A 20,014-nucleotide genomic window follows, 5' to 3' on the forward strand; every position below is an offset into this window, starting at 1 on the left:
TAATCCAACGAATGTTTTAAATCTTTGTCATCAAAGTCTATGATGGATGATCGTCATGTCCGCGCCGCTCGACCTCGACCAACTGCAAACCTTCATCATGATTGCCGACACCGGCAGCTTCACCCGCGCGGCGGAAGAGGTGCACCGGACCCAGTCGGCGGTGTCGATGCAGATGCGGCGGCTGGAGGAACGCATCGGCAAGCCGCTGTTCGAGAAGGACGGGCGCAGCAACAGGCTGACCGAGGAAGGCGAGCGACTGCTTACCTATGCGCGGCGGCTGATCCACCTGAACCGCGAAACGCTGGCGGCCTTTGACGATCGGCGGCTGGAAGGCACCATCCGCATCGGCACGCCCGACGATTATGCCGACCGCTTCCTGCCCGAGATCATGGCCCGCTTCGCCCGCTCCAACCCGCGCGTCGAACTGACGGTTATCTGCGAGCCCACCTTCAATCTGGTCGAGCACATCAAGCGCGGCCATCTCGACCTTGCTTTGGTGACGCATGACGATAGCAGGGGCCAGTCGGAGGTGGTGCGACGCGAGCCGCTGCTGTGGGTGAGCTCGGCCAACCATGCCACGCACGAGCAGGAAATCCTGCCCCTGGCTTTCGGCCGCCCGACCTGCATCTGGCGGCGCGCGGCCACGGATGTCCTGGACCGGATGCAGCGCGACTACCGCGTGCTGTTCACCAGTTGGTCGGCGACCGTCATCGCGGCCGCCGTGCTTTCAGGTCTGGCGATTTCGGTGCTGCCGGAATGCGCCTTGCGGCCCGGCATGCGGGTTTTGGGCGAGGCCGACGGGTTTGGCGCGCTGCCTGATTGCAAGATCGGCATCATGCGCGCCGCCACCGCTCGCGCCGACATCGTGGAAGCGCTGGCGCGCCACATTGCCGAAAGCCTCGACAACATCTCGGTGCCGGCGGCGGAGGAAGCCGGGACCTACGATTTCGCCGCAATTGCGTCGCTGCGGGGCAAGCGCCTGCGGCCCAACGCTGTCCTTCCGGGATGGTAAGCGGCGGAGGCTGCCTCAGAACCTGTCGATGACGCTGATGCCGATACCGTCGAAGCGGTCCATCTGCATCAGCGCAACCGGCGCCTCCTCAAGGCTGATGCGCTTGCCGATGAGCTTTTGCGGCGCGAGCTTGCCGGTCTCCAGCATGTCCATCAGCGCCTTGTAGCGGAAGGCCTGCATGCCATGGCTGCCGATGATCTGCAGCTCATGCGCGATCACCTTGTCCATCGGTATCTGCGGTGTGGCATGCTCGCCGAGCATCAGGCCCACCTGCACATGGCGGCCGCGTCGGCGCAGGTTTGCGATGGAGTTGAAGCAGGTGGAAGGATGCCCCAGCGCATCCAGCGAGACATGCGCCCCGCCCCTGGTGATCTCACGCACCGCCGCCACCACGTCCTGCTCTGCGCCGTTGACGGTGGCCACCGCGCCAAGCTCGCGGGCGAAGGCGAGCTTTTCCTCGGTGATGTCGACGGCGATCACATTCGCACCCATCGCCGACGCGATCATGATCGCCGAGAGCCCTACCCCGCCGCAGCCATGCACCGCCACCCATTCGCCCGGCAGCACCCTGGCCTGGTCGACGACGGCCCGGAAGGAGGTGACGAAGCGGCAGCCGAGGCTCGCGGCAGTGGCGAAATCGAGCGCATCGGGCAGGCGCACCAGATTGGTGTCGGGATAGTCGACGGCCACGTATTCGGCAAACGAGCCCCAGGCGGTGAAGCCGGGCTGAAACTGCTGTTCGCAGACCTGGTGGTTGCCTGAATTGCACTCGTGGCAATGGCCGCAGCCGCCGACGAAAGGCACCGTCACGCGGTCGCCCACGCGCCACTGCGTGACCTGCCGGCCGACCGCCTCCACGGTTCCGGCCAGTTCGTGGCCGGGCACATGCGGCAGCACGATATCGGCGTCGTGTCCCATCCAGCCGTGCCAGTCGCTGCGGCAGAGCCCGGTCGCCTCGACCTTGATCACCACCCCGTCGGTCGACGGCGTCGGGTCGGGCACGTTGCGTATGCTCGGCGGCTCGCGGAAATGTTCGAACAGAACGGCCTTCATCGATGATCCTCCCCCGAGATCTCAAATGACATTGGCCGCCAGCTAGCGCTTTCCGCCGCGAATGACCAGAACATTCCCCATGGCGACCAGCACAAGGCCGATGATCGCATAGATGGTCCAGACATAGCCTTCGAGCACAGTGGAAACCAGGAGCGCGAAGATCGGGAACATGACGGTGGCGTAGCCCGCGCGCGCCGGCCCGATGCGTCCGAGCAGGGTCAGATAGGCGGCGAAGGCCAACACCGTCGAAATCACCGCCAGGAAGACCAGCGAGCCGATATAGGGCACGGTCGGCGCGATGATGAAGGGCTTGCCCATCAAGAACGCCAGGAATGCCGCCCACAGCGTGCCATAGAGCATGCCCCAGGCGCTGGTTGGTATCAGCGGCAGGCCGCGGCGCTGGTTGGCCGCCGAGACGAGATTGCCCAGGCAGAAGCTCAGCGTGCCGCACACGCACAGCAACAGGCCCGTCAGCGTGCCGCCCGAAAGGCCATGCGCGGCGATCTCCGGCGAGAACATCAGCGCGATGCCGCCGAAGCCCAGCAGGCCGCCGGCAAGGATTTTCGGCGCCGGGCGCGCGCGCATGACAATGGCGCCGAGCAGCATATTGATGACCGAGGCCAGCGAGAACACCACCGACAGCAGGCCGCTGACCAGGTACAGCGCGCCATAATAGAAGAACAGGAAGTTGGACGAGAAGATCAGCACGCCGAGTAGCGCGAAGCGCAGGTGATCGGCCAGCGGGAAGCGGAACTGTTTGCGGCCGACGACCACCCAGACGAACATCAGCACTGTCGCGATGGCGAAGCGCCAGACGAGGTTGACCTCCGGCGAGACGCCCGTCCCGACCTGCAGCGAGATTGCGAACCACGACACGCTCCAGGAGAGAACGGTAAGCGCATAGAGGCCATAGTCGAGCGGCTGGAACGGCCGGTCGGCGGAAAGCGGTTTCGGGGAGGATGCGAAGGTCGATGTCTGTGCGCTCATGCGCCTGCCGTATGCCCGCCGTATGGCCGGCGTCCATCCAATTCTTCTGATCAACCCATGAGCGCTTGTGATGAAGGCGCCAACGGGCTTGACCCGCGGCGCCGAAAGCGCGCCAATCGCGCGATGAGCGACTTCTTCTCCGAATCGAAAAGCAACGTCATCGAATATTCGGTGAGCGAGATTTCCGGCGCGCTGAAGCGTGCGGTCGAAGACCAGTTCGGCCATGTGCGCGTGCGCGGCGAAATTTCCGGCTATCGCGGCCCCCATTCCTCCGGCCACGCCTATTTCACCCTCAAGGACGATCGCGCCCGGCTGGAGGCCGTGGTGTGGAAGGGCACGATGAGTCGCCTGAAGTTCCGCCCCGAGGAAGGCATGGAGGTGATCGCCACCGGCAAGCTCACCACCTATCCGGGTTCGTCGAAATACCAGATCGTCATCGACAATCTGGAGCCGGCGGGCGCCGGGGCGCTGATGGCCCTGCTGGAAGAGCGCAAGCGCCGGCTGGCCGCCGAGGGCCTGTTCGACAGCGAGCGCAAGCGCCCCCTGCCCTTCATGCCGCTGGTGCTCGGCGTCATCACCTCGCCAACCGGCGCGGTGATCCGCGACATCATCCACCGAATCACCGACCGCTTCCCCCTGCATGTGCTGGTGTGGCCGGTGCGCGTGCAGGGCGAGACTTCCGGCGCGGAGGTCGCGGCGGCGGTGCAGGGCTTCAACGCCCTCCTCCCCGGCGGCCCGGTGGCGCGACCGGATATCCTCATCGTGGCGCGCGGCGGCGGCAGCCTGGAGGACCTTTGGGGCTTCAACGACGAAGCGCTGGCGCGCGCGGTGGCTGCGTCGCAAATACCGGTGATCTCGGCCGTGGGCCACGAGACCGACTGGACGCTGGTGGACTATGCGGCCGACGTGCGCGCGCCGACCCCGACAGGCGCTGCCGAATTTGCGGTTCCGGTGAAGGCCGATCTGGAGGCCAGGCTCGCCACCCTGTCGGCGCGGCTCAAGGGCTGCATGTCGCGCCATTTCGACCGCAAGCGGCAAACGCTGCGGGCGGCTTCGCGCGCGCTGCCGGCCCCCGACCAGCTGCTGGCGCTGCCGCGACGCCATTTCGACGAGCTGACCAGCCGGCTCACGCGCGCGCTTTCGGTCAGCACCGAGCGCAAGCGGGCGCGATTCGCCGCCGTTCGCCTGACGCCTGCCACGCTGGACCGGCGGATCGCCGAAACCCGCCGCATCACCGACCGCGACCTTGCCCGCGCCTTTGCCGCGCTACGCGCCATGGTGCGTGAGCGGCGCGTGCAACTCGACCGCACGGCGCAGCGCATCGGGCCGGCGCCATTGCTGCGCCGCCAGGCGCAGAGCCACGACACGCTGGCCGCCCTGCAGCGGCGGCTCGATCATGCGATCGCCCTCCGCCTTGAACGGCAGCGGGGCCGAATCACCCAGGCCGACCGCCTGCTTTCGACGCTGTCGCATCAATCGATTCTCGAACGCGGATTCGCGCTGGTCACGGATGCGGAAGGCAAGCTGGTGAAGCGCGCGGCAGAGGTGGCGCCGAACGCGGCCCTTTCGCTGCGCTTTGCCGACGGCGCCGTCGGCGTTGTCGCCGGCGAAGGCGGCGCCCGCCCCAAGCAGCAAGCCAAGCCCGCATCCAAGCCGAAGGATCCCGGCGCACAGGGTTCGCTGTTCTGAGTGCATGTGGGAGGAGTGGTACCGTTGGCTGGGCTCGAACCAGCGACCTCCGGATCCACAATCCGGCGCTCTAACCAACTGAGCTACAACGGCACGCCATTTGGTGAAGCGTCCAATAAGGACAAATGACGGACATTTCAAGCCACATGTCGGTGCTTCTCCCGGTCATTTTGGCCGCAGGGGGCCAATGGGCCGGAAAACCGGGAAAAACCCGACAAAAAAGAAAAGACCGGCGGAGTAGCCGGTCTTTTTCAGTCGGGCCAGCGGAGGGCTGGCCGCGGTTTCCGAAGGCTGAGGAGGAGAGAGGAGGTTGCCTTCGGCGAATCTCGGTATTGTCAGGCGACCTTCAGTTCCTTGAACGTGCGCTCGAAGACGTCCTTGAACGGCTTGGCGACATCCTCGGCCGCCTTGGTGGACAAGGTCTGGAAGTCCTTTGCCTGCTGAACGGCCGCTTCGGCTCCGTGGCGCAGGAAGGCGGTCTGCAGTTCGAACAGTTCGGCAAGCGACTTGGCGGCAACCACCGCCTCAAGATGGGCAAAGCCGGCCTCGGTATTCGTGCGCAGCGTGGAGATCGCCTTCAGCGACAGGTCTCCGCCAGCCGCGCGGGCGGCTTCGAAGCTGGTCTCAAGCGCCTTCTGGGTGTCTTCCGCGCCGCTCTTCAGCTTGGCGAAGGTTTCCTTCGACTGCTCCATGCCCTTTTCGGCAAAGGCGCGGAACTGGTCCGTGGCCTTCGAGGCGTCGAAAGCAGCGAACTCGGCATTCTCTGTAAACTCTGCGGTCTTGGCAGCAGTTTTGGACATGATTGCATCCTTTACAGTGGACAGGCTTTACTAGGGGGCTGTCACATTCATGCGTGAATGCTATATAGCATTGCACATGCTGCAGTGCAACATAATTGTGCATCGCACCATGCGAGCTTAGCCCGCGTTAACCAAACCGCGAGTTTCCGCTCGCTATCTGCGCGGATTTCTGGACGTTGGAACCGCCGACTTGTTATTAATAAACGGTTAACTGCAGAGGGATACGCCTTCGCAGCAAGGCCCAGTGAGCACATGCCGTCCGCTTCGTATTCGTTCATCGATGTCGCGATCCTCGACGACGTAAGGCAGCGCTTCGCCGATGGCGACGCGCTGGCGATCCTGACGACGGATCTGGATCAAGTGATCTGGGCCAATGGCCCGGGCGCGGCCTTGCTCGGCTATCCGGACATCGAGGCGACCATCGGCGAGGAGCCCGGCCTTTCGCTCGCCGCAAAGCGCCAGATCATGGCCACGAGCGGCTATCCGGCTATCGGCCGCGACCGCAACCTTCTGGTGCGCATTGCCTCCGGCACCACCAGCCGCGCCGTCAATTTCATCGCGAGCGCGCTGCCGCTGCCCGATGGCGAAGAGGCGATTCTGCTTGCCGTTCCTGCTGAGCGGGGCGGCGGACGCGGCGCCGGCGAGCTTGCCCAGCGCGCCATTGGCGGGCTGGAGGGCCATGGCCAGTTTGCGGCGCTGCTAGGCCCCGAGGGCGGGGTCGAAGCCGGCTCCAGCGGCTTCGCGGCGCTGGGCATCGCACCGCAGACACTTTCCGAGCTTGTCGCCGAGGTCGGCATGGCGCGCGACCGTCTGGTCAAGCGCATGATCCGCAGCGCAAAGGGCCTGCTGCCCGCCGGCATCGCCCGTCTGGCCGATGAGCCTGCGCGCCACCTGCTGCTGGTCGTCGACGAGCAGCAACTGGACGAGACGGCGGAAGCCGAAGCCGCGGCCGAAGTACCGGCCCAGCCTGCCGTAGCCGAGCCACCGGTTACCGAAACCCTGCCGGTGGAACCGGAGGTCGCACCGCCTGCCGCTGAAAGTCAGGACGTCGCCCCGGCTGAGGCGACAGTGGCTTCCACTGCCGTCGAAACAACGCCGACCGAAGTGCCGGCCGTCGAATCGGCGTCCCAAACGCCTCCGTCGGAAGAACCGATCGCCGTTTCACGAGCCGAGGAAGAGGCGGCCCCTCAAGCGCCTGCCGTGGAGGAAGCTGACATCCCTGCGCCCGCGGCAGTGGCGCCGGCGCCCTTGGCGGAAGCATCGGTGCCGAGAACGGATCGCGATGCCGCGCCCACCCGCTTCGTCTGGCGCACCGATGCCGAAGGCAGGTTCACCGCCATTTCCAAGGAGTTTTCGGACGCGGTCGGCGCGGCCGCCGCCGATGTCATCGGCAGGCGTTTCCGCGATGTCGCCAACGCGTTCAACCTCGACCCGTCCGGCGAGATCGCCGGGCTGCTCGAACGCCGCGACACCTGGTCGGGGCGTTCGGTATTCTGGCCGGTCGTGGGCACCGGGCTGAAGATCCCGGTCGATCTCGCCGCCCTGCCCGTCTACAGCCGCGACCGCGTCTTCGAAGGTTTTCGCGGCTTCGGCGTGGCGCGCAGCGGCGAAGCCCTGCCCGACCCCGAAGGCCTCGGCCTGGTGCTGGTGCCCGGCGGGCCGTTGCAGACCGAAACCAATGCGCCCGAAGATGGGGAGCAGGCGGAATTCGACCCGTTCCACGGCGAAGTTCCGGCACTTGTTGTCGAGCCCAAGCCCGACCGACGCGTCAGCGACAAGGTGATCAGGCTGGCGGAGCATCGGCCGGGCCCCGCATCCGACAAGGGTCTTTCGCCTGTCGAGCGCAGTGCCTTCCGCGAAATCGGCGAACGCCTGAAGAAGCAGGGCGACGGGGAAAAGGCGGCCGGAGAAACCGGACAGCCGGCTTTGGAACAAGAAGACGCGCCCGCCGCCCGCATCGACGAGACCGCACTCCAGCCGGAACAGATCGTTGAGGCGCCGCAGCCCGACGAGGTCGAAGCCACCCCGGCAGCTTCGGACGGCGCGGCGGCTGCCGAAGCGGGGGCCCCCGAGCCGGCGGGCGAGGAGCAGCCCGCTGGGGTTGCCGCCGAAGCCGTACCGGCCGCCGAGATCGAGGCAGAACCAGCGGGCACCGCGGCTGCCGATGAAGTCCGAAGCGACGAAATTACCGCCGCGGCGGCGGAGACCGGCGGCGTCCCTATCGAAGTCGCGACCGAGGGCGAGCCCGCCCGGCAGGCCCCGCCGCTCAGGCATGAAGGTTTCCTTCCTTCAGCCTTTGCTCCCGGCGCGGCATCGCGCTTGCCGGCCGACACGGCAATCCTTGAGAAATTGCCGGTGCCGGTGCTGATCCATTCCGGCGACGTGCTGCACTACGCCAATGAGGAGTTCCTCACGCTCACGGGCTACCAGTCGCTCGAACAGTTGGCCGTTGCAGGCGGCCTCGACGCCCTGTTTGCCGAAAGCTACGCCGATGCGGCCGCCGACGCTCCGCACCATGATCTGCGGCTGCGCACCGGCGACGGGCTGGAGTTCCCCATCGAGGCGCTTCTGCGTTCCGTGCCGTGGCAGGGCGGCAAGGCGCTTATGCTGGTGGTGCGCCGCACCGGCGAGGAAGAGCAACCCGCGCCGCAATTGCCCAGCGAAGCCGAGCTTCACGCACGCATCGCCGAAATGCGCACCATCATCGATACGGCCACCGATGGCGTCGTGCTTATCGACAAGGATGGCACCGTCCGCTCCATCAGCCGGCCGGCCGAAGCACTGTTCGGCCTGGACTCCGACGAGGTTGCAGGCAAGCCCTTCGCCTCGCTTTTCGCCATGGAAAGCCAGCGCGCCGTGCGCGACTATCTCAACGGGCTGGCCGAGCATGGCGTGGCAAGCGTGCTCAACGACGGCCGCGAAGTGATCGGGCGCGAGGCCGAAGGCCGCTTCATTCCGATGTTCATGACCATCGGCCGCCTGCCCAACGACAGCGGCTATTGCGCCGTGGTGCGCGACATCACCCAGTGGAAGCGCGCCGAGGAGGAGCTTACCCAGGCACGCGCCTTGGCCGAGCGAGCCTCGTCGCAGAAGACCGACTTCCTCGCCCGCGTCAGCCACGAGATCCGCACTCCGCTCAATGCCATCATCGGCTTCTCCGAACTGATGATCGACGAGAAGTTCGGCCCTGTCGCCAACGACCGCTACCGCGACTATCTGCGCGACATCAACCGTTCCGGCAACCACGTGCTCGACCTAGTCAACGACCTGCTCGACATCTCCAAGATCGAGGCCGGCCAGCAGGAAATGTCCAACGAGGCGGTGTCGCTCAACGACACGCTGGCCGAGACCGTGGCGATGATGCAGCCGCAGGCCAATCGCGAGCGGGTCATCATCCGTTCCAGCTTCGCCTCCAGGCTGCCCGACGTGGTGGCCGACCTGCGCAGCGTGCGCCAGATCGCGCTCAACATTCTTTCCAACGCCGTGCGCTACACCCAGGCAGGCGGGCAGGTCATCGTTTCGACCGCCTACGAGACGAACGGAGACATCGTCATGCGCGTGCGCGACACCGGCATAGGCATGACCCCGGCGGAAATCGAGCAGGCGCTGAAACCGTTCAAGCAGATCAATTCGCTGAAACGCCCGCGCGGCGACGGCACCGGCCTCGGCCTGCCGCTGACCAAGGCGATGGTGGAAGCCAACCGCGCCCGTTTCACCATCAATTCCACGCCTGGCGAGGGCACGCTGGTGGAAATCACCTTCCCGTCGACCCGCGTTCTGGCCGACTGACCCTTAGGAAACGAGCGGAGAACGCGCCCCATGCGGCGCGCTCCGGCTGAAACCGGCGAAAACACCGCGTTTCGACCGCAGTTCCGCCGTCGGGATGGGCTTCGACCCGCCAGGTCGCCGACGTTTTCCACACCCCCATGCGGACAAAATGTCGCGCCTGGCGCCACCCCTCTCTCAGGTTGTTCGGCAAGCCCTTGAAAACCTGCCTGCTTTTGTCCAGTTTAGAATTATTCTAAACTATTGAATTTATTGGCGTTTGCTTGATCCCACCCTATAAATGCTCCAAAAGAGCATCGGCTGCATGCCGCCACCAAACACGTCCCTGGGGCCTTTAACCCCACTGGTCAGGAGAGTGACATGAAATCTGGAAACGCCCGGTCGAAGATTGCCGGAACCGCCGCTTTTGCCTTTGCCGCCTTGTTCGCGGGTACGGCACTCGCGGAAGGCACTGTGAACATCTACACCTATCGCCAGCCGGAGCTGATCCAGCCGGTGCTCGACGCCTTCACGGCCGAGACCGGCATCAAGACCGAAGTCCTCTTCCTCGACAAGGGCCTTGAGGAGCGCATCCTGGCCGAGGGCCAGAACTCGCCGGCCGACGTCATCATGACCGTCGACGTCGCGCGCCTCACCACCGCGAAGGACAAGGGCATCACCCAGCCGCTGGACGATGCCACCATCAATGCCAACATCCGGCCTGAATATCGCGATCCTGAGGGCAACTGGTTCGGCCTCACCAAGCGCGCGCGTGTCATCTACGCTTCGAAGGACCGCGTGAAGGACACCGCCATCACCTATGCCGAACTTGCCGACCCCAAGTGGAAGGGCAGGATCTGCATCCGCTCCGGCCAGCACGACTACAACCTCGCTTTGTTCGGCGCCGCCATTGCGCATTGGGGGCCTGAGAAGACCGAAGAGTGGATGAAGGGCCTGAAGGCCAATCTGGCGCGCAAGCCCGAGGGCGGCGACCGCCCGCAGGCCAAGGCCATCGCGTCCGGCGAATGCGACATCGCCATCGGCAACACCTATTATGTCGGCCTGATGCGGACCAACGAAAAGGAGCCGCAGGAGAAGGAGTGGGGCAATGCCATCAACGTCATCTTCCCGACCTGGGAAAACGGCCTGACGCATGTGAACATCTCGGGTGCCGCGCTCACGAAATATGCGCCGCATCGCGAAAATGCCATCAAGCTCATCCAGTTCCTGTCCAGCCATGAGGCGCAGAAGATCTACGCCGAAAAGAACTTCGAATATCCGGTCGAGCCCGGCCTTGAGCCCTCGCCGGTGGTCAAGGAGTTCGGCGAACTGAACGCCGACACCCTGCCGCTGGTCGAGATCGCCAAGAACCGCAAGGCCGCCTCCGAGATGGTCGACCGCGTCGGCCTCGACGACGGCCCGGCAAACTGAAGCTTTGTGGAGCATGATCTTTTCCGAAAACCGGTTCCCACTTTTCGGGATCATGCTCTGAATTAACCGTCGGGAAAGCCGGGCCGGACGAGTGTCCGGCTTTTCCGTTTTTCACGAAGGTCCCAATTGACCGCAATCGAACGCAACGACCAGGCAATATCGGAGCTGGCATCCCGGCCGGTGCGGCGGCGCGTCAAGCGCACCCGGCATGTCGGCATCCACCTGCTGACGCTTGCGGTGTCGGCCTGCGTGCTGCTGCCGATCCTGTCGCTGGCCTATGTCGCCTTCAGCGGAACCGGCGAGGACTGGCCGCATCTGGTCGCCAATGTGTTGCCCGGCTCCAGCCTGACGACGCTTTACCTGATGGCGCTCGTCTCGACGGCAACCTCCATCGTAGGTGTCGCCAGCGCCTGGCTGATCGTTGGTTTCGACTTTCCGCTGCGCAGGACCCTCTCCTGGGCGCTCGTGCTGCCGCTTGCCGTGCCCACCTATCTCGCCGCCTACGCCTTCGGCGAATTCTTCCACTACACGGGTCCGGTGCAGGGGCTGGTGCGGGCGCTTTTCGGCTTCCGGACCATCCGCGACTACTGGTTCCCCGACATTCGCTCCACGCCAGGTGCTGCCTTCGTGCTGTCCTCGGTGCTCTATCCTTACGTCTATCTCACCGCGCGCATCGTCTTCCTGATGCAGGGCCGCAACATTGCTGACGTGGCCCGCACACTCGGTGCGCGGCCGGGCAAGGTCTTTTGGCGCGTTCTGCTTCCGGTCGCCCGGCCGGCTATCGTCGCCGGTGTCGCGCTGGTGCTGATGGAGACCGTCAACGACATCGGGGCTGCCGAATATCTTGGCGTGCGCACGCTGACTTTCTCCGTCTATGCGACGTGGCTAAACCGCGGCAGCCTTGAGGGCGGCGCGCAGATTGCGCTGGTCATGCTCATGCTGGTGTTCATGCTGCTGGGCACCGAGCAATGGGCGCGGCGACGCCAGCGCTTCCACACCGGCCGTGCCACCCATATGCGCGCTCGCCCTCCCCGCCGGCGGCTGAAGGGCTGGCGCGCGCTGGCCGCCCTGGCGGCAACCGTCCTGCCCGTGCTTGCCGGGTTCGGCATACCGATCTTCGTGTTCGGCCAGTATGCGGCGCGGCGGATGGAACAGTTTTACGCACCGGCGCTCAGCCGCGCCTTCCTGAATAGCCTGGCCACGGCCACGGCCACGGCGCTGATTACGGTGGTTCTGGCGCTGTTCCTCATCAATGCGGTTCGGCTCTGCCGTTCGCACGGCATCTCCGTATTGGTGCGGCTGGCCTCGATAGGCTACGCGCTGCCCGGCGGCATATTGGGGCTGGGTCTGCTTTTCGCACTGGCCCGCTTCGACAATGCGCTCGATGGCTTTGCCCGCGCCGAGTTCGGCTTCAGCACCGGCCTGCTGCTGACCGGTTCGGCCGCCGCGGTGGTGGTAGCTTGCGCCATCCGCTTCCTGGCACTAGCGGAAAGCGCCATTCGGTCGGGCATGGAGAAGCTGCCGCCCAATCTGGACGAAGCCGCCCGCAGCCTCGGCCACACGCCGACCCGCAGCGCCACGCACGTGCTGCTGCCGCTGCTCAAGCCCGCGATCCTCACCGCCGCCGTCCTGGTGTTCGTGGACACCATCAAGGAACTGTCGGCGACGATCCTGCTGCGCCCGTTCGGCTTCAATACGCTGGCGACCTTCGTCTACGAGAACGCCTCACGCGGCGTTCCGGAGGAAGGCGCGGTGGCGGCGATCCTCATCATCCTTACCGCGTTGGTGCCGGTGATGCTTCTGTCGGGCGCATTGGCGCGCGACCGCGAAGCGACCATGTGAGCCTCCGCGAACAACCGCGTTCGGCAACCAAAAAGAAAGGCGCTCCGAAGGGAGCGCCTGAATGAAATGCTGTCACAACGGGACTTGACCGAGATGGCTTCCTCGCGTCAGCGAGGACGGGATCTCTCCCTCAAGTTGGCCCGACTATCGTGCCACACCCCTTAACAAATCCTTACCCGAATCCGACGAAATTTACGAAACTGTATCAGTTGTGAAAACGCCGTAAATTTCGCGTTCAGTTCTCGTTAAGCATGCCTGCGGCGCCCACCGGATCAGCTCTGCAGCGCCGGAATGTCCCGGAAAAGGTCGAGCGCCTCCGGGTTCGCCAGCGCCTCCTTGTTCTTGACCGGGCGGCCGTGGACGATGTCGCGCACCGCAAGCTCGGTGATCTTGCCCGACTTGGTGCGCGGAATATCGGTGACCGCCACGATCCTGGCCGGCACATGGCGCGGGCTGGCGCCGGCGCGGATCTTGGCGCGGATCTCCTTCTCCAGCGCCTCGTCGAGGCTGACGCCCCCTGCCAGGCGCACGAACAGCACCACCCGCACATCGCCGTCCCAGTCCTGTCCGATGCACAGCGCTTCGGCGATCTGCGGCATCTGCTCGACCTGGTTGTAGATTTCGGCCGTGCCGATGCGCACGCCGCCCGGGTTCAGCGTGGCATCCGAACGGCCATGGATGACGATGCCGCCGTGCTCGGTCCATTCGGCGAAGTCGCCATGGCACCAGACATTGTCGAAGCGCTCGAAATAAGCGGCGCGGTACTTCTTTCCGTCCGGATCGTTCCAGAAGCCGATCGGCATGGCGGTGAAAGGCTTGGTGCAGACCAGTTCGCCCTTTTCGCCACGGATCGACTTGCAGGCGTCGTCCCAGACATCGACAGCCATGCCGAGCCCGGCCGCCTGGATTTCGCCGAGCCACACTGGCTCCGTCGGCACGCCAAGCACGAAGCAGGAGACGATGTCGGTGCCGCCCGAGATCGAGGCGAGGTGGATGTCCTTCTTGATGCCGTCATAGACAAAGGCGAACCCTTCCGGCGACAGCGGCGAGCCCGTGGACGACAGCGTGCGCACGCTCGACAGGTCATGCGTCTCGATAGGGCGCAGACCCGCCTTGCGCACGGAGTCGATGAACTTCGCCGAGGTGCCAAAATAGGTCATCTTCTCGGCGTCGGCAAAATCGAACAGCACGTTGCCGTCCGGATGGAAGGGCGAGCCGTCATAGAGCAGCAAGGTCGCGCCCGAGGCGAGGCCCGAGACCAGCCAGTTCCACATCATCCAGCCGCAGGTGGTGAAATAGAAGAAGCGATCGCCCTCCTCTATCCCCGCATGCAGCCGCTGTTCCTTGACATGCTGCAGCAGCGTGCCGCCGGCCGAATGGACGATGCATTTCGGAATGCCGGTCGTGCCGGAGGAAAACAGGATGTAGAGCGGGTGCGAGAATGGCAGCCGCTCGAAGTTCACCTTGGCCGGGGTGAACGGCGCCAGCGCCTCGTCCAGCGCCTGCGCGCCTTCGACGCCTGCTGCCACCTCACGCGCCTTGCCGAGATAGTCGACAACCAGCACCTTGCGCACCGTCGGCAGCTTCTTGGCTACCGCGGCGATCTTGGCCGCAACGTCGATCTGCTTGCCGTTGTAGTAATAGCCATCGGGCGCGATGAACACGACCGGCTCGATCTGGCCGAAACGGTCGAGCACGCCCTGTTCGCCGAAATCGGGCGAGCAGGATGACCACACCGCGCCCATGGAAGCGGCGGCAAGCATCGCCGCCACCGTCTCGGGCATGTTGGGCATCATGGCGGCCACCCGGTCGCCCTGCTTGACGCCGAGCGAACGGAACAGCTGCTGCAGCCGCGACACCAGCGCATGCAGTTCGTCCCATGACAGGCGGCGCGTCACCTTGTCCTCGCCCTTGAAGACGATGGCGTCCGCCGGACCCGTCTTCTTCAGCAGGTTTTCCGCGTAGTTCAGGCTAGCGTCGGGAAAGAATTGCGCGCCCGGCATCCTGTCGCCGTCGACCAGCACGCGCTCGCCCTTGTCGCCGACCACGCCGCAAAAATCCCAGATCAGGTTCCAGAAGGCTTCACGGTCGGCCACCGACCAGGCGTGCAGTTCGGCGTAGTGGGAAAACTTGCGTCCAGCCCTCTGCGACGCTTCGGCCATGAAGGCGGTCAGCGGGGCGACTGCGATCCGTTCTTTAGACGGCGTCCACAGCGGCGCGGAATTCGACATTGCACTCTCCTCCAAAAGCCTTGCCGTTATGCATTTTGCGATGCGGCCAAGCAAGATAATGTACCGGGAGCGGCATGGCGGTGCGCAAATCTCCAAGCGCTTGTGCGCAAACGTCATGTCACGGCCACAAATGCTTGAAATGCCACGCATGTCCGCTACACCGGTCTGCGACGCAACCGGCTGAACGCAGGCGGTCGACAGTTCGATCAGCATGAATGAGGCACAATGCCGTCACCTTTGGTCAGACGCAGCTTATGGGCAATCGCGATAGCAGCGCTGGCTGTGGCGCTGGCCGTCGCCATCTTGCCCTTCCTTGCCTCGACACGCATCGTCCGCGACCGCATCGCCTATGAGCTGGGCTCGTGGAGCGGCTATCGCGTCTCCATCGGCGCCGCGCCCGAGATCGGGGTCTGGCCGAGCCTCCGCGCAAGCGTGAACAATGTAACCATGACGCCGTGGGGCCAAGCCGATCATCCGCCGGTGATCGAGGCCGAACGGATCGACATCAAGCTCTCCGCGCTCGCCGCCCTGCGCGGCGATATTGTTTTCTCGTCCGCGGAACTGGTCCGGCCCACACTGCGGCTGGAGAAGGACGTCGACGGCAGCTACCGGCCCTTGCCGCCGGACGGAGGCCGCATTGCCAACGCGATCCGCGAGACGGCGCAAGCCCTGGCGGACAGCTCCGCCGACACGGAACGCGGTCTTCCCCCGCGCGACTTGGGCGTGATCTCCATACGCGACGGCCGGGTCACGACCTATGTCGACGGCAAGGATTCTGAAATACTGACAGGCGCGACCGGCAGGCTGGATTGGCCCGCCCTGAACAAGTCGGCCAACGCCGCCCTGAGCGTGATCTGGCGCGGCGAAACCGTCAATCTTGAAATCTCATCGGCCAAGCCCCTGCTGCTGCTGGCGGGCGGCGAAGCGCCGCTGTCGCTGAACCTGGCCTCTGCGCCCGCTACTGCTTCCTTCGATGGCACGATAAAGACCTCGCAGAACGCCTATCTCGACGGAAAGCTGAAATTCGCGACCCCTTCGCTGAAGCGCCTGAACGACTGGTCCGGCGCCGAGATGTCCACCACTGCCAGCGCCATCCGCTCGCTGGCAATCGGCGGCCGCCTGGTTGGCAATACGCAGCGTATGAAGCTGGAAAACGCCGAGATCGCGCTGGACAAGAACCCGGGGCGCGGGGCACTCGACCTGATCCTTGGCGAGCGGGTGCCGGTGATCTCCGGCACCCTGGCTTTCGATACGCTCGACCTACGCACATTGCTCGCCGCGTTCACGCCCGCGACTTCCGGAGGTTCGCCCGAAATCGATGCCGATTTCTCGAACCGCATAGGGCTCGATCTGCGCCTGTCCGCCGGCCACGCCAGCGTCGGTTCGGTGGCACTCGCGAACGTGGCGGCCACCGCGCAGATCAAGAACGGACTGGTGGCCTTCGACATCTCCGATGCCTCCGCTTTTGGCGGCAACCTGCAGGCCAGCGCCCGCTTCGACCGCCGGCCGGAGGGAACCCAGGCCGAGATACGCTTTCTGGCCTCCGACATCGAGGGCGGTGCCTTCGGCGCAGCAGCCGGCATGACCCGGCTGGTGCCGATCGGCCGGGGCACCATCTCCGTCATCTTGAAGGGTCCGGGCCGCGCCTGGGACTCGATCGTGGAAAATGGCGAGGGATCGATCTCGGCGAGTTTCGGACCCGGCGCGCTTTCCGAATTCGATCTGGCAAGCTTTCAGAAGCGCTCCAAGGAAGGCGGCTTCTTTGCCCTGGACGAAGTGTCGAAGGGAACGCTCCCCATCGAGGGCGCCGAGCTCAAGGCCAGCATTTTTCGCGGGGTGATCAGGATAGAGAAGGCTGAGGCCCGGGCTCCGCAAGGCCGGCTGTGGCTTACGGGCATCGTGCCCTTCACCAGCCGCGGACTGGCCCTGTCGGGCGGCATGGTACCGCCTGACCAGCCGGCGGAAGGCGATGTCGAACCCTCGCCCACCTTCTTCGTCGGCGGCTCGTGGAACGCCCCGTTCATATCGCCGGTGAAGTCGTCCCCTGCCGGCGCATCGCCGAGCCAGGGTGCAGACTAGACGCAGCCGAGCTCTGTGCTCCGGGGCAGAGATTTCCCCGGGAAAAATCTACGCCCGCTGCGCGGCCTGCTCGTCGCGCAGCCGCTGCACCTCGCGCCGCTTGTTGACCACGGATGCCCCGATGACACCGACGGCCACAACGGCAATCAGGATCGTACAGGCCGCGTTGATTTCCGGCGTCACGCCCAGCCGCACCTGGCTGTAGATCTTCATCGGCAGCGTGGTGGCGCCAGGGCCCGAGGTGAACGAGGCGATCACCAGATCGTCGAGCGACAGCGTGAAGGCCAGCATCCAGCCGGAGATGATCGCCGGCATGATAACCGGCAGGGTGATCTGGAAGAACGTCTTCACCGGCGGCGCGCCGAGGTCCATCGCGGCCTCTTCCAGCGACCTGTCGAAGGTCAGCAGGCGCGACTGCACCACCACCGCCACGAAGCACATGGTGAAGGTCACGTGCGCCAGCGTCACGGTCACGAAGCCGCGGTCCAGCCCGACGGCGACGAACAATAGAAGCAGCGACAGGCCGGTAATCACCTCCGGCATCACCAGCGGCGCAAACACCATGCCCGAGAACAGCACCCGGCCACGGAAGCGCGTATAGCGAGTGAGCGCCAGGGCTGCGAGCGTGCCCAGAACCGTGGAGATGGTGGCTGAGATCAGCCCCACCCGTGCGGTCACCCAGGCAGCGTCCATGAGGCCCTTGTTCTGGAACAGGGACACATACCATTTGGTCGAAAAGCCGCCCCAGACGGTGACGAGCTTCGACGCGTTGAAGGAAAATACGATCAGCAGCACGATCGGCAGGTAGAGGAAGGCAAAGCCCAGCACGATCGAGGTGATGTTGAAGCGGCTCCAGGTCGTATTCATGTTGCCTTCACCGATCCTGTTCCTGGGCCCGGGCCTGCACGTGCTGGAAGATCATGATCGGTATGACCAGCAGCAAGAGCAGGATGATGGCCACGGCCGAGGCGACCGGCCAGTCGCGGTTGCTGAAGAACTCGTTCCATAGAGTGCGGCCGATCATCAGCGTCTGCGACCCGCCCAGCAGGTCGGGGATGACGAACTCGCCCACCGCCGGGATGAACACCAGCAGGCAGCCGGCGACCACGCCGGGAATGGAAAGCGGGAAAGTGATCTTCCAGAACGCCGTGACGGGCGGGCAGCCTAGGTCCTGCGCGGCCTCGATCAGCGAATAGTCCATCTTCTCCAGCGCCGAATAGAGCGGCAGGATCATGAACGGCAGGTAGGAATAGACGATGCCGATGAAGATCGCCGTATGCGTGTTAAGGATAATCAGCGGATCGTTGATAAGCCCGATGCCCTGAAGAAACTGGTTCAGAAGGCCCTCGGGCTTGAGGATGCCGATCCATGCGTAGACGCGGATAAGGAAGCTGGTCCAGAACGGCAGGATCACCAGCATCAGCAGCGTCGGCCGCAAGGTGGCGGGCGCGCGCGCCATTCCGTAGGCGATCGGGTAGCCGACGATCAGGGTCAGCGCCGTTGATATCGCCGCGATGGCAAGGCTCGAAACATAGGCCTTGAAGTAAAGCGCGTCCTCGGTCAGCCACAGATAGTTGTCGAAGCTCAGCTGGCTGAACAGCTTCATGAGGCCGTCGAGCCCTTCGCCGAGCTCGAACACCGGCGCATAGGGCGGCATCGAGATCGCCGACTGCGACAGCGAGATCTTGAAGACGATGGCGAAAGGAACGAGGAAGAAGAACAGGAGCCAGAGATAGGGAACGGCGATGACCAGGCGGCTCTTCACCGCATTGGCGGCACGGCCGAGCGCCGAGCCACCATCGGCGGCGGAGGCCCTGGAAGCAGCGATTGCTGTCTCGGACATGAGGCCCCCTACTTCGTCAGCACCACGCCCGCGTCGGGGCGGAAGGATATCCAGGCGCGGTCGTTCCAGCTCAGCGGGTCTTCCGACACGCGTGCCGCGTTGAGCGAGCTGGCTTTCACCACCTGCCCGTCGTCCAGCTTGACGTGATAGACGGTCATGTCGCCGAGATAGGCGATGTCGTAGATTTCGCCCTGTGCGGCGTTGGCGTCTGCTTCGGCCGGCTTCCTGGATGTAACCTTGATCTTTTCGGGCCGGATCGCGAAGGAAACCGAGGTACCGGCCGTGGCCGCGCCGGCGTTCTCGGTCCTGATCGTCAGGTTGCGGCCTTCGATGCGCGCGCCGCCGGCGTCGCGGCTGGCAACCGTTCCTTCGAACATGTTCACATTGCCGACGAAGTTGGCCACGAAGCGCGAATTTGGCGCCTCGTAGACCTCGGCCGGGGTGGCCACTTGCATCACCTCGCCCTTGTCGAGAATGGCGATGCGGTCGGCCATGGTCATGGCCTCTTCCTGGTCGTGGGTCACCACGATGAAGGTAAGGCCCAGATTCTGCTGCAGGTCCATCAGCTCGAACTGCGTCTCTTCGCGCAGCTTCTTGTCCAGCGCGCCGAGCGGTTCGTCCAGCAGCAGCACCTTTGGCCGCTTGGCGACGGAGCGCGCAAGCGCCACACGTTGGCGCTGGCCGCCGGAAAGCTGATGCGGCTTGCGCTTGGCAAACTGCTCGAGCTTCACCAGCCGCAGCATCTCGGCCACCCGCGTCTCGATTTCGGCCTTGGGCATGCCTTCCTGCTTTAGGCCGAAGGCGATGTTGGCCTCCACCGACATATGCGGGAACAGTGCGTAGGATTGGAACATCATGTTGACCGGCCGCCGATAGGGCGGGATGCCGCGCAGGTCCTGCCCGTCGAGCAGGATGCGGCCGGAAGTCGGCTCGTCGAAGCCGGCAAGCATGCGCAGCAGGGTCGACTTGCCGCAGCCCGAAGCACCGAGCAGCGCGAAGAACTCGCGCTCGAACACGGTCAGCGACAGGTTGTTGACTGCAGTAAAATCGCCGAAACGCTTGGTGACGTTCTCGAACGCAATATAAGGCCTCGCTGCCGGATCACTCCATGGTGCGAAGCTCTTGCGGATGCTCCCGAGCGATTTCATTTCCTTCTCCACCTAATTCGGTCCCCATCGACGGATCCTGGCCCTAGCCAGGGCACATACCGTCTCGTTGTGACAGGCAACACGGCCTTTCCGGGATTATTTTCCCCGGTTCAGGACCGGTGCCTGGCGGAAAC

Annotated in this window: 13 protein-coding genes and 1 tRNA gene; 6 read left to right on the plus strand and 8 right to left on the minus strand. The window is 64.8% G+C overall.

Annotation, left to right across the window (positions count from 1 at the left end; genetic code table 11):
* The first annotated feature begins 55 nt into the window (after positions 1-55).
* Positions 56-1,012 carry a LysR substrate-binding domain-containing protein gene (locus tag AC3A4H_RS03200; protein ID WP_487765387.1) on the plus strand — a complete coding sequence of 319 codons (957 nt, stop codon included), beginning with the start codon at positions 56-58 and terminating at the stop codon, positions 1,010-1,012.
* 15 nt (positions 1,013-1,027) lie between these two features.
* Here AC3A4H_RS03200 and AC3A4H_RS03205 read toward each other — a convergent pair whose 3' ends face one another.
* Entirely contained in the window at positions 1,028-2,065 is a 1,038-nt protein-coding gene (locus AC3A4H_RS03205; protein WP_487765388.1) for a zinc-dependent alcohol dehydrogenase family protein, read from the minus strand.
* 42 nt (positions 2,066-2,107) lie between these two features.
* Positions 2,108-3,052 (minus strand): DMT family transporter, encoded by a 945-nt coding sequence (locus AC3A4H_RS03210; protein ID WP_487765389.1) that lies wholly within the window; start codon positions 3,050-3,052, stop codon positions 2,108-2,110.
* A 123-nt stretch (positions 3,053-3,175) separates the two neighbouring features.
* Between AC3A4H_RS03210 and xseA the strand changes: the two genes are divergently transcribed.
* Positions 3,176-4,741: an exodeoxyribonuclease VII large subunit gene (xseA, locus tag AC3A4H_RS03215; protein WP_487765883.1), complete on the plus strand. Its 1,566-nt coding sequence runs from the start codon at positions 3,176-3,178 to the stop codon at positions 4,739-4,741.
* Positions 4,742-4,757: 16 nt separating this feature from the next.
* Here xseA and AC3A4H_RS03220 read toward each other — a convergent pair.
* Both AC3A4H_RS03220 and AC3A4H_RS03225 read right to left on the minus strand, forming a co-directional pair.
* A tRNA-His gene (locus tag AC3A4H_RS03220) sits at positions 4,758-4,834 on the minus strand.
* 242 nt (positions 4,835-5,076) lie between these two features.
* Positions 5,077-5,541 carry a phasin gene (locus tag AC3A4H_RS03225; RefSeq protein WP_487765390.1) on the minus strand — a complete coding sequence of 155 codons (465 nt, stop codon included), beginning with the start codon at positions 5,539-5,541 and terminating at the stop codon, positions 5,077-5,079.
* A gap of 252 nt (positions 5,542-5,793) precedes the next feature.
* On the opposite strand from AC3A4H_RS03225, the gene AC3A4H_RS03230 reads away from it, so the two are divergent.
* From AC3A4H_RS03230 to AC3A4H_RS03240, 3 genes are all read left to right on the plus strand, one after another.
* Positions 5,794-9,330 carry a PAS domain S-box protein gene (locus AC3A4H_RS03230; RefSeq protein ID WP_487765391.1) on the plus strand — a complete coding sequence of 1,179 codons (3,537 nt, stop codon included), beginning with the start codon at positions 5,794-5,796 and terminating at the stop codon, positions 9,328-9,330.
* Between the two features lie 357 nt (positions 9,331-9,687).
* The gene (locus AC3A4H_RS03235) at positions 9,688-10,737 is read left to right on the plus strand and encodes a Fe(3+) ABC transporter substrate-binding protein (protein ID WP_487765392.1); all 1,050 of its coding nucleotides are present in this window, start codon (positions 9,688-9,690) and stop codon (positions 10,735-10,737) included.
* A 363-nt stretch (positions 10,738-11,100) separates the two neighbouring features.
* Entirely contained in the window at positions 11,101-12,579 is a 1,479-nt protein-coding gene (locus AC3A4H_RS03240) for an ABC transporter permease (RefSeq protein ID WP_487765884.1), read from the plus strand.
* A gap of 272 nt (positions 12,580-12,851) precedes the next feature.
* Here AC3A4H_RS03240 and AC3A4H_RS03245 read toward each other — a convergent pair whose 3' ends face one another.
* Complete coding sequence (locus AC3A4H_RS03245; protein ID WP_487765393.1) at positions 12,852-14,810, minus strand: acetoacetate--CoA ligase; 1,959 nt, start codon at positions 14,808-14,810, stop codon at positions 12,852-12,854.
* 225 nt (positions 14,811-15,035) lie between these two features.
* On the opposite strand from AC3A4H_RS03245, the gene AC3A4H_RS03250 reads away from it, so the two are divergent.
* The gene (locus AC3A4H_RS03250) at positions 15,036-16,889 is read left to right on the plus strand and encodes an AsmA family protein (RefSeq protein ID WP_487765394.1); all 1,854 of its coding nucleotides are present in this window, start codon (positions 15,036-15,038) and stop codon (positions 16,887-16,889) included.
* Positions 16,890-16,937: 48 nt separating this feature from the next.
* Here AC3A4H_RS03250 and AC3A4H_RS03255 read toward each other — a convergent pair whose 3' ends face one another.
* Genes AC3A4H_RS03255 through AC3A4H_RS03265 form a run of 3 tightly spaced genes read right to left on the minus strand, consistent with a single transcriptional unit; the run spans position 16,938 to position 19,880 of the window.
* Positions 16,938-17,756 carry an ABC transporter permease gene (locus tag AC3A4H_RS03255; protein WP_348778031.1) on the minus strand — a complete coding sequence of 273 codons (819 nt, stop codon included), beginning with the start codon at positions 17,754-17,756 and terminating at the stop codon, positions 16,938-16,940.
* 7 nt (positions 17,757-17,763) lie between these two features.
* The gene (locus AC3A4H_RS03260) at positions 17,764-18,732 is read right to left on the minus strand and encodes an ABC transporter permease subunit (RefSeq protein ID WP_487765395.1); all 969 of its coding nucleotides are present in this window, start codon (positions 18,730-18,732) and stop codon (positions 17,764-17,766) included.
* A gap of 8 nt (positions 18,733-18,740) precedes the next feature.
* The gene (locus AC3A4H_RS03265; RefSeq protein WP_487765396.1) at positions 18,741-19,880 is read right to left on the minus strand and encodes an ABC transporter ATP-binding protein; all 1,140 of its coding nucleotides are present in this window, start codon (positions 19,878-19,880) and stop codon (positions 18,741-18,743) included.
* Positions 19,881-20,014 lie beyond the last annotated feature (134 nt).

It is taken from the genome of Pseudaminobacter sp. Soil_N_29 (assembly GCF_057656055.1).